General features: G+C 69.3%; 10 protein-coding genes. 7 read left to right on the plus strand and 3 right to left on the minus strand.

Annotated elements, in window-relative coordinates:
- Position 1: 1 nt before the first annotated feature.
- Both VAR608DRAFT_RS03475 and VAR608DRAFT_RS03480 read left to right on the plus strand, forming a co-directional pair.
- Positions 2–1,858 carry a dipeptide ABC transporter ATP-binding protein gene (locus VAR608DRAFT_RS03475; RefSeq protein ID WP_088952800.1) on the plus strand — a complete coding sequence of 619 codons (1,857 nt, stop codon included), beginning with the start codon at positions 2–4 and terminating at the stop codon, positions 1,856–1,858.
- 10 nt (positions 1,859–1,868) lie between these two features.
- Positions 1,869–2,390, plus strand: coding sequence for a gamma-glutamylcyclotransferase family protein (locus tag VAR608DRAFT_RS03480; protein WP_088952801.1), 522 nt, complete (start codon positions 1,869–1,871; stop codon positions 2,388–2,390).
- A gap of 17 nt (positions 2,391–2,407) precedes the next feature.
- On the opposite strand, the gene VAR608DRAFT_RS03485 is transcribed toward VAR608DRAFT_RS03480, so the two are convergent.
- Entirely contained in the window at positions 2,408–5,245 is a 2,838-nt protein-coding gene (locus VAR608DRAFT_RS03485) for an AMP-binding protein (protein ID WP_088952802.1), read from the minus strand.
- A 76-nt stretch (positions 5,246–5,321) separates the two neighbouring features.
- On the opposite strand from VAR608DRAFT_RS03485, the gene VAR608DRAFT_RS03490 reads away from it, so the two are divergent.
- Positions 5,322–5,957 carry a dienelactone hydrolase family protein gene (locus VAR608DRAFT_RS03490; RefSeq protein ID WP_197700547.1) on the plus strand — a complete coding sequence of 212 codons (636 nt, stop codon included), beginning with the start codon at positions 5,322–5,324 and terminating at the stop codon, positions 5,955–5,957.
- A 19-nt stretch (positions 5,958–5,976) separates the two neighbouring features.
- On the opposite strand, the gene VAR608DRAFT_RS03495 is transcribed toward VAR608DRAFT_RS03490, so the two are convergent.
- Both VAR608DRAFT_RS03495 and VAR608DRAFT_RS03500 read right to left on the minus strand, forming a co-directional pair.
- Complete coding sequence (locus VAR608DRAFT_RS03495) at positions 5,977–7,338, minus strand: homoserine dehydrogenase (protein WP_088952803.1); 1,362 nt, start codon at positions 7,336–7,338, stop codon at positions 5,977–5,979.
- 280 nt (positions 7,339–7,618) lie between these two features.
- Positions 7,619–8,638, minus strand: a complete 1,020-nt coding sequence (locus VAR608DRAFT_RS03500; protein ID WP_088952804.1) for a LacI family DNA-binding transcriptional regulator — start codon at positions 8,636–8,638, stop codon at positions 7,619–7,621.
- A gap of 228 nt (positions 8,639–8,866) precedes the next feature.
- On the opposite strand from VAR608DRAFT_RS03500, the gene VAR608DRAFT_RS03505 reads away from it, so the two are divergent.
- From VAR608DRAFT_RS03505 to VAR608DRAFT_RS03520, 4 genes are all read left to right on the plus strand, one after another.
- Positions 8,867–9,841, plus strand: coding sequence for a Bug family tripartite tricarboxylate transporter substrate binding protein (locus VAR608DRAFT_RS03505; protein ID WP_088952805.1), 975 nt, complete (start codon positions 8,867–8,869; stop codon positions 9,839–9,841).
- A 46-nt stretch (positions 9,842–9,887) separates the two neighbouring features.
- Positions 9,888–11,081 (plus strand): L-talarate/galactarate dehydratase, encoded by a 1,194-nt coding sequence (locus VAR608DRAFT_RS03510; RefSeq protein WP_088952806.1) that lies wholly within the window; start codon positions 9,888–9,890, stop codon positions 11,079–11,081.
- A 117-nt stretch (positions 11,082–11,198) separates the two neighbouring features.
- The gene (locus VAR608DRAFT_RS03515; protein WP_088952807.1) at positions 11,199–12,053 is read left to right on the plus strand and encodes an NAD-dependent epimerase/dehydratase family protein; all 855 of its coding nucleotides are present in this window, start codon (positions 11,199–11,201) and stop codon (positions 12,051–12,053) included.
- Entirely contained in the window at positions 12,050–13,138 is a 1,089-nt protein-coding gene (locus VAR608DRAFT_RS03520; RefSeq protein ID WP_172843797.1) for a mandelate racemase/muconate lactonizing enzyme family protein, read from the plus strand. The genes VAR608DRAFT_RS03515 and VAR608DRAFT_RS03520 overlap by 4 nt, the downstream gene beginning before the upstream one ends.
- Positions 13,139–13,151: the final 13 nt, after the last annotated feature.

The raw sequence follows: 13,151 nt of genomic DNA on the forward strand, positions 1-13,151 counted from the left end.
CATGCTGGACATCACCAATGTCACATTGACGGCCCGCCTCGCGGGCATCAAGGTCGAGCTGCTGCGCGACATCTCGCTCAAGCTGGAACGCGGCAAGGTGCTCGGACTGGTCGGCGAATCGGGCGCCGGCAAGAGCATGATCGGCCGCGTGATCGCAGGCCACGTTCCCGCCGGCTTCGAAGTCAGCAACGGGCGCATCGTGTTCGATGGCATCGATCTGTCGACGATGGACGCCGCGGCGCGGCGCCGGCTGCTGGGGCGGCGCATCGCCTTCGTGCCGCAGGAGCCGCTCACCGCGTTGAACCCGGTGCTCACGATCGCGCAGACCTTCGACGAGCACCTCGCGCATCTCGACGTGCCCGCCGGCGAGCGCCGAAGCCTGATGCTGGAGCAATTGGCGGCGGTCCATCTGCCCGAGCCGGCCGAGCTGGCCGACCGCTTTCCGCACCAGCTCTCGGGCGGCCAGTGCCAGCGCGTGCTGATCGCGATGGCCTTCGTCGCCAACCCGGCGCTGATCGTGGCCGACGAGCCGACCACCGCGCTCGACGTCGTCAGCCAGGCGACCGTGCTGCAGTTGCTCGCGGAGCAAAGGCGCATTCACCAGACCGCGATGCTGCTGATCACGCACGACCTGCGCCTGGCGGCCCACGTGTGCGACGAGATTGCCGTGTTCTACGCCGGCGAGCAGGTCGAGTGCGGCCCCGCGCGCGAGGTGCTCGGCCGCGCGCGCCATCACTACACCTGGGCGCTGGACCACGCCACGCCCGATGTGCACGGACCACAGCGCCGGCTGCCGGTCCTGAGCGGCCAGATGCCGGGCGTCGCCGCGCTGGGCGCCATTGCGGGCTGCCGATTCGCGGGACGTTGCCCGCAGCAGCAGGCCGCCTGCACCGAGCAGCCGCCCGCGCTCGTCGAACGGACCGCCGGACACTGGGTGCGTTGCATCGCGCCGCGGGAACCCGCCCATGAGCACGCGCTTGCGGCGCAGCCCTCAGGCGAGACCTGGAAAGCGCCGGCCGGCGATGCAAGCGCGCCGCCTTTGGTGGAACTGCAGGAGGCGACGCTGCGCTACACGGCGCGCCGCGGGCTGCTGGGCCTTCGCAAGGTGCACAACGTGGCGGTCAACCGGCTCTCGCTCAAGGTCCGGCCCGGCGAGTTCATCGGCATCGTCGGAGAAAGCGGCAGCGGCAAGAGTTCGGTGGCGCGGCTCATCATCGGCGCCGAACGACTCACCAGCGGTCGGCTGCTGGTCGAAGGCCAGGAACGGTCCGACCGGCACACCATGCGGCTCACGCGCGAACACGTGCAGATGATCTTCCAGGACCCGCACTCGGCTCTGAATCCGCGCCGCTCGGTGTTCCGGCTCCTGACGCAGGCCTATGAATCCGAGCAGATGGCGGCCAGGCTCGGGCGCGAGCCGCGCGAGCCGCGTGCGTGCCAGCTGCAGGGCGATGTCGGCTTGCCGCAGGACGCGCTGGCGCGTTTTCCAAGTCAGCTGTCGGGCGGTCAGAAGCAGCGCGTGAACATCGGCCGTGCCTTGTGCGTCATGCCCAAGCTGGTGGTCGCCGACGAGATCGTGTCCGGGCTCGACGTCTCGGTCCAGGCCCAGGTACTGAACCTGCTGATCGAACTGGGGCGGCGTGACGGCATTGCGCTGGTGCTGATCTCGCACGACCTCTCGGTCGTTCGCTACCTTTGCTCGCGCGTGGTGGTGATGCAAAGCGGCAACGTGCTCGAGGAAGGCGACACCGAAATGGTGTTCGCCAACCCCCGGCATCCCTACACACGCCGGCTCCTGGCTTCCGTGCCGCCCGCAGATGCGTCCGCCGTCTGGCCGCCTGCGCTTGTCGCACAATGAGCGCCTGGCGATGGGCCCCTCACTCACATTCCTCTACTTTGCATACGGCTCGAACATGAGTTCGAGGCGGCTATGCGCCGACAATCGCGCCCCTTCGGCGCTTGCAGTGGGGCCGGGCTGCCTGGTAGGCCATCGCCTTGTCTTCGACAAGATCGGCATGGATGGATCGGCCAAGGCGGACTGCCACTACACCGGTGATACGGCCGACATCGTCGAGGGAGGCCTTTTTCGAATCGCCGAGGACGATGCCCACGCGCTCGACAAGGCAGAGGGTGCAACGGATGCCAAGCCAGGCTATCGACGCATCGAAGTGGCTGTATCGACCGGATCGGGCGTGGTCACTGCGCGCACCTACCTTGCGATCGAGAAGAGTGCCGTGCTGCTTCCCTACACCTGGTACTTGAATCACGTCCTGGTCGGGGCCAGAGAATTCGCGCTCTCCGCGGCCTACATCGCTCGAATCGAGCAGCAGAAGACCATCGCGGATCCGGATTCGACGCGGACGGTGCGGGAGATCGGGATCTACGCTTAGCCGCTTCGAGCTGCGGCTCAGGGCATCGCCGTTGCCATCACACTGTCGGCGACCCTGAGCACCGGCTCCGCGCAGTCGGCCGCGATCGCGTTGCGCGCAGCGTCGCGCAGTTGCAGGGCTGCCTGCCAGTCGTGCCCCTGCGGCCTCAGCGCCTCGTGGATGACAAGGCCTATCGCCTCGCGGCGCGGCCACCACGAACCTTCCCGCAGCACGTTGCGCGTACCGCGCAGGCTCACCGGCAGCAGCGGCAGACCGCTCTCGGCGCTCACCATGAAGGCGCCCATGTGAAAGGGCATCAGCCCGGGCTCGCGCCTGAGCGTGCCCTCGGGAAAGAACACCAGCGTTTCGCCGCCGCGGGCCGCTTGCACCAGCGCCCGCGTGTCCTCCACCCCGCGGCGCGGATCGCCGCGCGCCACGAAGCGGGTGCCGACGCGCCCGAGCAGCCAGCGCAGCGCCGCATGCCGGGTGAGTTCCTGCTTGGCCACGAAGCGCGCCGAAGCAGGCAGCAGCGCAGTCAGCACCAGCCAGTCCAGGTAGCTCGCATGGTTGGCGACCACCACCGTGGGACCGCCAGGCAGGCGCGAGCCGCCTTCGACGCTGAGCGGTAGACCCGAGGCGTGCAGCATGCCGCGGGCGATGGCACGCGCCGCGCGCTTGCGCCAGGACAGCGACGGCAGCGCCGCCGTGGCCACGCCGCCGAGCGCGCCCAGGCCGAACAGCGTCCACCACCAGGCGGCCAGCAGGGCCCGCGCAACTCGCCCCAACGGCGCGCGCAGGCGCCGCGCCGCAGCGCTCAGCGAGAGCCGCGCAAGCTGGATTGCGACCGGGCGCGTCGATGCATCGAGCAGACCGCCCTCGTACAGCTCGCGGCAGGCCGCTCGCCGGATCTTGCCGCTGGAGGTCTTGGGCACCACATGCGCACGCGACAGCACGATGTCGTCGGCCGCAACGCCGAGCAGGGCGATCGCCAACCCGCCGATGCGCTCGCGCAGCGCCGCCTTGCGCTCGGGCTCGGTCTCGCGCGTCTCGGCCAGCACGACCACGCGCTCGGAAGCGCTGACCGGATCCGCCGCCGCGAACACCGCGACGCAGCCGCGCCGCACGCCCGGCAACGCACCGATGGCCTCTTCCAGCTCATAGGGATGGAGGTTGTCGCCGCCGCGGATGATCAGGTCCTTGGCACGGCTGGTGAGATGGATCTCACCCTGGGCCACGTAGCCGACATCGCCGGTGTCCAGCCAGGAGCCGTCGAACAGAAGCCGGGTCGCCTCGGGGTTGCGGAAATAGCCGCTGGTGGCCGAAGGGCCGCGAAACTGGATGCGCCCCTCGGTGCGCTCCGGCACTTCTGCGCCGGCCTCGTCGATGACGCGGATCTCGTGCCCCGGCAGCGGCAGCCCGCAGGCCACCACATGCATCGCCTGCGGTGCGTCGCCGGGCACCGGCTCGGCACGGCCGGCGCGGTGCAGGCGGTGCCGGTCGATGCAATCGATTCGCGGCGCTTCCCGCAGCGGGCGAAACGCCAGGCCCAACGCGTTTTCCGCCAGGCCGTAGACCGGCATCATCGCGCGCGCGTCGAAGCCGCAGGCGGCGAAGCGGCCGGTGAAGCGCCGCAGCGTCTCAGCATGAACCGGCTCGGCGCCGTTGATGGCGACGCGCCAGCGAGAGAGGTCCAGTCCGTGCAACTCGTCGTCCGGCACCTTGGTGGCGAGGATCTCGTAGGCGAAATTCGGCGCGGCCGAAAGCGTGCCCCCGTGCTCGTGCAGCGCCCGCAGCCAGCGCGAGGGCCGGGCCAGGAAGTCCTGCGGCGCCATCGCGACCAGCGGGATGCCGTGGTAGAGGCTGCCCATCCAGGCCCCGATCAGGCCCATGTCGTGGTACAGCGGCAGCCAGCTCACGAACACGTCCTGCGCGTCGACCTCCAGCACCCTTCCGATTGCGCGGATATTGGCCAGCAGGTTGGCATGGGTGAGCACCACGCCCTTGGGCTGCCCGGTGCTGCCCGAGGTGTACTGCAGCAGCGCGATGTCGCTCGGCCCGCGCGGGGCCGGCCGCGGCGTGCCGGCCTCGGCGGCCAGCCGCTCCACCGCCAGCACGCGGCGCACCCCGGGCGCCGCCAGGCGCAGCATGCCGGCGGCCAGCCGTGTGCGCTCGTCGCCGATGAGCAGCACGGCTTGCGCGTTGTCCAGGATGCGGGCCTGGCGCCGCAGATGGTCCTCGATGCCCGAGGCGCGAAACGGCGGGTAGATCGGCACCGGCACACCGCCCGCGACCAGGATGCCGGCGAAGGTCTCGAAAAACGCCAGGCCGGTCGGCAGCATCAGCGCAACGCTCTGCCCCGGCCGCAGGCCCTCGGCCTGCAGCGCGGCGGCGACCATGCCGGCGCGCTGCAGCAGCTCGGCATGCGTGCGCACGGCCGGCGCGCCGCCGCCGAGCAGCGTGACCTGCGGGCGCTCGGGGTCGCTACGGGCATGCGCCTCGAGCACCTCCATCAGGGTCTGGGCATGGGCCGCGAGGCGACCCACGCCCGCATGCGGAGCGGGCGCGCGCGGTGGCGGCGTGGTCAGCGCGGCGCCCTCGCGCGGCGTGGCGGCCGCCAGCGCCCGCCACAGGTCGCGCGGCGTGCGTGCCTGCTGCACCTCGTGTTCCGGCATGCGCACGCCGTAGGCCTGCTCCAGGCGCAGCATCAGCTCCATCCGCGCCAGGCTGTCGATGCCGAGCGTGCGCTCCAGGTCGTCGTCGAGCTCGGCCGGCACGGTCGCTCCTCCGGCGCGCAACTCGCCGAGCATCTGGCCGATCAGATCCAGCAGGCCCTGCGGCCCGCTCGACAATTGCTGCACTGCGACCGGGCGTTCCATCCCGGTCACTGTAGGACCACCTTGCAGCGGGTGCTTGACGGAACGCAAGGGCGAACGCGATCAAGAGGGGCACACCATGTCAGAACCCATTTCGATGCTCATCGGTCCCGAGCGCCTCGAAAGCGAGCTTTGCTTGCCGAAGCCGCTACGCGGCATCATCGTGTTCGCGCACGGCAGCGGCAGCAGCAGGTTGAGTCGCCGCAACCTTCAGGTGGCGCGAGCGCTCCAGGCCTGCGGATTCGGCACGCTGCTGTTCGACCTTCTCACACCCGAGGAGGCCGAGATCCGGGCCAACGTGTTCGACATTCCCCTGCTGTCGCAGCGCGTGCTGCTGGCGCTGGACGCACTGGCTGCGACTGCGGCCGCACGGCAGCCCGTCGGGCTGTTCGGGGCGAGCACCGGGGCCGCCGCGGCGCTGGTTGCCGCGGCCCATCGGCCGGAGGCGGTGCAAGCCGTCGTCTCCCGCGGGGGACGTCCGGACCTCGCCATGGATGAGCTCGGCATGCTCCGTGCGGCGACCCTCCTGATCGTGGGCGGCGCGGACCGCGAGGTCCTCGCGATGAACCAGACGGCGCTGCGGGCGCTGAACTGCGTGAAGCGCCTGGAAGTCGTTCCGCGCGCCACCCATCTTTTCGAAGAGGCCGGCGCGCTGGAAACGGTGGCCCGCCTGGCGTGCGCGTGGTTCCTGGAACATCTTCGGCCCGGCGAGTGAAGCATGCGTCGCGCCCTCGTCAACCTTCAAGCTCCTCCACCCGCAGCGTCGTGACTGTGCCGGCCGCCACGGGATGCGCCTGCAGCATGCGAGCCGCGAGGTCCAGCGTTCCCTGCGCGACCGGCGCCGTCAGCACCAGGACCTGCGGGCCGATGCCCGGCCGCCCGGCCGCCAGCACCACCTGCCGCACCGGCAGCTTCTGCGTCGCCAGCCAGGCGGCCACGGTCTCGACATCCGCCGGGCACGTGACGGGCACCCGCATGTAGTGCGGGGTACGCACTGCGGCGCCGGGGAGCACCGGCAAGGTGTTCATTGCATGCGCCTGAAAGCCCAGGTGCGGGACGCGCTGCGCCGCAGGCGTGCCGTCGAGGCGCGCCACGTCCACGAGGTCGGCGATCACCGCCGATGCGGTCTGCTCCGAGCCCGCCCCCGCCCCGTAATACATCGTGAGGCCCGCCGCGTCGCTCTTGACCATGACCGCGTTCATCGATCCGTTGACATTGGCCATCAGGTGCGCAGCAGGCACCAGCGCGGGCTGCACGCGCAGCTCCACGCCCTCTTCCCGGCGGCGGGCCACGCCCAGCAGCTTGATGCGAAAGCCCAGTTGTTCGGCAGAGGTCACGTCCAGGCCCTGCAGCGCGGCGATGCCCGACACCTCTGCATCGGCAAAGCGCAATGGCATGCCGAAGGCATTGGAGGCCAGCAGCGTGAGCTTGTGCGCGGCGTCGACGCCTTCGATGTCGAAGCTCGGGTCGCTCTCCGCATAGCCGAGCGCCTGCGCCTGCGCGAGCGCGGCGTCGAAGTCCAGGCCTTCGCCCTGCATCTTGCTCAGGATGAAGTTGGTCGTGCCGTTGATGATGCCGGCCACCCATTCGATGCGATTGGCCGCGAGGCCTTCGCGCAGCGCCTTGATGATGGGGATGCTCACGGCCACCGCGCCTTCATAGGCCACGGCCACGCCGTGCCGTCGCGCCGCGGCGAAGATCTCCGTGCCGTGCACCGCCAGCAGCGCCTTGTTGGCCGTGACCACGTGCTTGCCATGGGCGATCGCGGCCAGCACCCAGTCGCGCGCCGGTCCGGTGCCGCCCGCCACTTCCACCACCACATCCACGTCGGGATGCATGGCCACGGAGAGCGGGTCGTCCGTCAGCGCGACGCCCTCGCCCACGATGGACGCGGCGCGCACCAGGTTGCGGGCCGCGACGATCACCATCTCGATCGACCGGCCCGCCCGGCCGGCAATCTCGGCCTGGTTGCGGGCCAGCACGCGAAAGGTGCCGGCGCCCACGGTGCCGATGCCGATCATGCCCACGCGCAAGGGACGGGTGAATGCGCTGGGGCTGCGCAACGGTTCGAGGGACTGGACGGGATCACGGTACATGGACTTCTCCGGGCAAGAACGAAAAAACCCAGCTGCCAGAGCTGGGTTTCATTCATTCGGGGAGAAGAGAGATCACCAGGTGGCTGCCGGAACGGCCACCTGCGCGTGCTCAGGTGGCCGCGGTGGTAATGGTGGTAATCATTCGTGCATCCAGTGCCTGCACAGCCCGCGCGAAGGCGGACGGCATCATGCGGCCCGTGGGGGCGACGCTGATGGCGGTCTGGAATGGATGGCACGACATGGGGCCGCAGTGTACAGGAGTGCGCTGCTCGCGAATCCGTCACGTGCTGTCCCGGGCGACGATCTCGAAGCCGAGGTCGATGCATTGCGCTTCCGGCGCTTCGCCCGCAAGCCGCGTCAGCAGCATCTGGCCCGCGCGCTCGCCCATCTCGGCGCGGCGGATTCGTATCGTGGACAACTGCGGTGTCGCGGCGCGCGCCACCGGCTGGTCGCCGAAGCCGAGGACTGCGAGCTTCCTCGGCACCGGACAGCGCACGCGGTGGCATTCGAAGAGCACCGCGGCCGCGAGCAGGTCGTTGTTGCAGAACACGCCGTCCAGATCGGGTTGGCGCGCAACGAGCTGCTGGAGCCGCGCGCCGGCTTGATCCATCTGCGCGGGCGGACGGATCAGCTCGGCAGCGACCGTGCGCACGCCCAGCTTCGCCGCCTCGGCCTTGAAGCCGTCGAGCCGGCGGCGTGACCGGTCTTCCTCGGCACCGATGAAGCCGAGCGAGCGGCACCCGCGCTCGATCAGATGGCGCGCCGCGAGCCGGCCGGCGTCGCGGTTGGAGAAGCCCACCACCATGTCGACGAGCGCCGCGCCGTTGTCGGGCAGGTCCCAGGTCTGCACCACCGGCAAGCCGGCGCGCTTCAGGCGCACGATCAGCGCCGGGCTCTGGTTGCAGCCGGTCAGCACCAGCCCGTCCACCCGGCGGCCGAGGAAGGCATCGACCAGCGCCGCCTCCTCCGCGCCGCGGTAGGCGCTCTGGCCCAGCAGCAGCTGGTGGCCGGACTCGGCGAGCGTCTGGGTCAGCGCCTCGATGGTTTCCGAGAAGACGGGATTGGAGATCGTCGGCACCACCGCCGCCACGATGCGCGAGCGGCTGGAAGCGAGGCTTCCGGCCGTCAGGTTGGGCACGTAGCCGAGCCGTTCGATGGCTGCCCGCACCACCGCGAGCGTTTCGGGCGCCAGCTTGTCGGGTGCATTGACCGCGCGGGACACCGTGACCAGCGAGACCCCGGCAGCCTGCGCCACATCGCTCATGCGCGCGCGGGAGATGGAGCCGGTGGCGTTCGTCATGCTGGCCTCGACTATAGCCCGCGGTCCGGCCGTTGATGGGCCGAGATGAAAGCGTTTTCACTCCCGGCGCCCTGCCCTCCGTGAAAACCCTTGCGCCACGCCGAGGCCAATTCCCACTGGCCGGGACGCGGCGCCCCGGCGCGCTCCCGAGCTCCGTGCCGGCCGCCGATTCAGCGCTCAAAATGAAAGCGATTTCATCACGCACTCATTCGAACAGGAGACTTCACCATGCATCGACGACTGCTCTGTGCCGCTGCCCTCGTGCTCGGCCTCTTCGCGCTGGGGACATCCGCGCAGGCCGCCAGCGACTACCCGAACCGGCCGGTGAAGATCATCGTTCCCTTCCCGGCCGGCGGCACCAGCGACATCATGGGCCGGCTCATCGCCGATGAGCTCGGCAAGGAGCTCAAGCAGCCCTTCATCGTCGACAACCGGGGCGGCGCCGGCGGCGCGATCGGCACCGAACTGGCCGCCAGGGCGGCGCCCGACGGCTACACGCTGCTGCTGTCGGGCATCGGGACCAACGCGGTCATCCACGGCTTCACGGCGCCCAAGCCGGGCTATGCGGAGTCCGACTTCGTCCACATCTCGCAACTCGCGGCCGGGCCGAACGTGCTGGTGGTGAATCCGAGCTTTCCGGCCAAGACATTCCAGGAGTTCGTCGCCTGGGTGAAGGCCAACCCGGGCAAGTTCAGCTACGGGCAGGTGACCGCGTCGTCCGGCCACCTGACCACCGAATACCTCAAGCAGAGCGCGGGACTGGACATGGTCGGCATTCCGTACAAAGGTGGAGCCCCGGCACTCAATGACGTGCTGGCCAACCAGATTCCAGGCATGTTCACCAACCAGGATGTCGTTCTGCCCCACGTGAAGGCCGGCAAGCTGCGCGCCCTGGTGGTGACGAGCGCGCAGCGCAACCCGCTGTACCCCGACGTGCCCACGGTGGCCGAGTCCGGCTATCCGGGTTTCAGCGCGGTGTCGTGGACCGGCTTGTCGGCGCCCAAGGGAACGCCCCAGGCGGTGATCGACAAGCTGCAGGCGGCGATGGCCAAGGCCTTCGCCGAACCGGCGGCGCGCGCGAAGCTCGAGCGCAGCGGCTTCATCGTTTCGACCTCGAATCCGCCCGACTACACCCGCTTCGTGAACAGCGAAGTGGCGCGCTGGTCCGAAGTCATCCGCGTGGGCGGCCTCAAGGCCGAATGAGCCGCGCCCTTCCATCCCTAATCACTTCATCTCAAGGACCTTCCCCATGCAAGCCGTCGAATCGAACATCGTCTCCTACGCCAAGGTGGGCGCGGACGCCCGCACCGCCGCCGACACCGGCGACCGCATCGAGTGGATCAGGCTGTCGCTGACCTACCTGCCGCTGGCCACGCCGGTCAGCGACGCCAAGGTGCTCACCGGCCGCCAGAAGCCGCTGACCGAGATCGCCTTCATCTTCGCCGAGATCCGCACGCGCGACGGCCATGAAGGCATCGGCTTCGGCTACTCGAAGCGCGCCGGTGGGCCGGGCATGTACGCGCATGCCAAGGAGCTCGCGCCGAACCTCATCGGCGAAGACCCGAACGACATCTCGCGCCTCTTCACCAAGCTCTTGTGGGCCGGCGCGAGCATGGGCCGCAGCGGCCTCACGACGCAGGCCATCGCGCCCTTCGACATCGCGCTGTGGGACATGAAGGCCAAGCGCGCCGGCCTGCCGCTGGCGAAGCTGCTGGGCGCGCAGCGCGATTCGGTGCAGTGCTACAACACCTCGGGCGGCTACCTGCACACGCCGCTGGACCAGGTGCTCAAGAACGTCGCGATCTCGCGCGAGAGCGGCATCGGCGGCATCAAGCTCAAGGTCGGCCAGCCCGACCTGTCGATCGACATCGAGCGCGTGCGGGCGGTGCGCAAGCTGCTCGGCGACGGCTTCCCGCTGATGGTCGATGCCAACCAGCAGTGGGACCGGCAGAAGGCCACGCGCGCCTGCCGCGCCTTCGAGGAGTTCGACCTCACCTGGATCGAGGAGCCGCTCGACGCGCATGACTTCGAAGGGCATGGCCAGCTCGCCGAGCGCTTCGACACGGCGATCGCGACCGGCGAGATGCTCACCTCGTTCGACGAGCATGCGCAACTGATCCTCGCGGGCACCGACTTCATCCAGCCGGATGCGCCGCGCGTGGGCGGCATCACGCCCTTCCTGAAGATCATGGCCCTCGGCGAATTCAAGCAGCGCAAGCTTGCGCCCCACTTCGCGATGGAGATCCACCTGCATCTCGCTGCTGCCTACGGCATCGAGCCTTGGCTCGAGCATTTCGAATGGCTCGGCCCGCTCTTCAACGAGCAGATGCATCTCAAGGATGGGCGCATGTACGTCTCCGACCGCCCGGGCCTCGGCTTCACGCTGAGCGAGCAGGCGCAGCGCTGGACGCCTGAGACCGAAGAGTTCGGCAAGCGGCCCTGAAGGCCATCGGCAGTCCCGCCATCTGGTACGGATCGGCGACGCGTGCCGCGAAGCAACGACCTGCGAGGCGAGGGATTTCCGACAATTCTTCCAAGCCATCGCAAGGAGACACTTCGCATGAAACGCATTGCCATCACCGGTGCAGCCGGTCTCGTCGGGACCGGGCTGCGCCAGCAACTTCTGGAGCAGGGCTACGCGGTCGTTTCGCTCGACCTGCAACCGATCGCCAACCCCGCGCCCAACGAAACCACGGCAGTGGTAGACATCACCGATCAGGCCGCGCTGACGCAGCATTTGGAGGGGTGCGACGCGGTTGTCCATCTGGCCGCGTGCACCACCGACGCGCCATGGAAAGACCAGGTGCACCTGAGCGTCGAGGGCACGATCAGCCTCTTCGACGCCGCACGCGCCGCGGGCGTCAAGCGCGTGATCTATGCGAGCTCGCACCACGTCGTCGGGCTGCAGCCGCGCAGCCCGCATGGCCCGCTGATGGGCGACACGGCAATCCTGCGGCCCGACAGCCGGTATGCGGTGGGCAAGGCCTTTGGCGAATCGATCGGCGCGCTCTATGCGTACAAGTACGGCCTGCCGGTGCTCGCGATCCGCATCGGCAACGTCAACACGAAACCGATCGACCGCCGCCGCCTCGGCAGCTGGATCAGCTTCCGGGACCTCGCGCAGCTTGTGAGCATCGGCATCGAACGGCCCGACCTGGTCTTCGAGATCGTCTACGGCATCTCGGATGCGAGCGGCCGGCACTACGACAACGCCTCGGCCTACCGGCTCGGCTATCTGCCGAAGGACAGTTCCGAGGGATGGGACGAGCGCGTGCTCGCGGAAGACCCGCAGCCGGCCCCCGGCTCGGACGCTGCGCGCAAGCCGTCGGAGGTCACGCTCGGCGGCATGTTCTCGGAGTCCGAGTACGTCGGCGATACGCAGCGCCTGTTGCGCCCGCAGGAATCACGCGCATGAAGATCGCGAAGATCGATGTGATCGAGGCGGTCGTCCCTTTCGACGACGGCAGCGGGACGCCGATCCACGCGCCGGGCAAGTGGACCACGTTCGACATGGTGCTGGTGCGGCTCGAAACCGACACCGGCCTCGTGGGCTGGGGTGAATGCTTTGCCTACTCGTGCCGCACCGCCGTGGCCGCCGCCGCGCGCGACATGGTCGCACCGCTGGTGCAGGGCCGCGATCTGCCCGAACGGCCCGAGACACTGACGCTGGAGGTGCAGCAGCGGTTGCACATCTTCGGCCGCTACGGCATCGCGATGTTCGCGATCTCGGGTTTCGACATCGCGCTGTGGGATCTCGCGGCGCAGGCGCGCGGCGTGCCGCTGCACGCCCTCCTCGGCTCCGCGCGTGAGAGCCTCACGGCCTATGCGAGCCTCGTGCGCTACGGCGATGCGTCCCTCGTGGACAAGCACTGCCGAGATGCGGTCCGTGAAGGCTACCGCTACGTCAAGTTGCACGAAGTCGATCCCGAGGTCATTCGCGCGGGCCGTGCGGCGTGCGGTCCAGACATCGGCATTTCCGTCGACGTCAATTGCGCATGGACGCCCGAAGTCGCCCGCGAGCGGATCGGCGTGCTACGCGACATCAACGCCCAGTGGGTCGAGGAACCGGTGTTCCCGCCCGAGGACATCCGCAACCAGGCCGAGCTCAATCGCGAGTTCCCTGTCGGGGCTGGCGAAAACGCCTGCACGCGCCATGAGTTCGCGCGTATGGTGGAAGCCAAGGCGGTGAGCTTCGCGCAGCCTTCGGTGATCAAGGTGGGCGGCGTCAGCGAATTCATGGCGTCCGCACAAGTCGCGCAGTCGCACGGCGTTGCGGTGATGCCTCACTCGCCCTATTTCGGTCCCGGCTACTTCGCCACGCTGCATGTCTCCTCGGTCTTGCCCGGCGAGCCGCTGTTCGAGCATCTCTACGTGCGGCCGCATGCGGACATCGCGGTTGGCGGAACGCCGCTGCCGCATGAAGGCCGGGTTCGTGTGCCGCAAGGCGTGGGGCTGGGCTTCTCGCTCGATCTTCGGGCGGTCGAGCGCTTTCGAGTCTGAACCCGGCAACTCG

The sequence above is a fragment of the Variovorax sp. HW608 genome (assembly GCF_900090195.1).
Lineage (GTDB): Bacteria > Pseudomonadota > Gammaproteobacteria > Burkholderiales > Burkholderiaceae_C > Variovorax.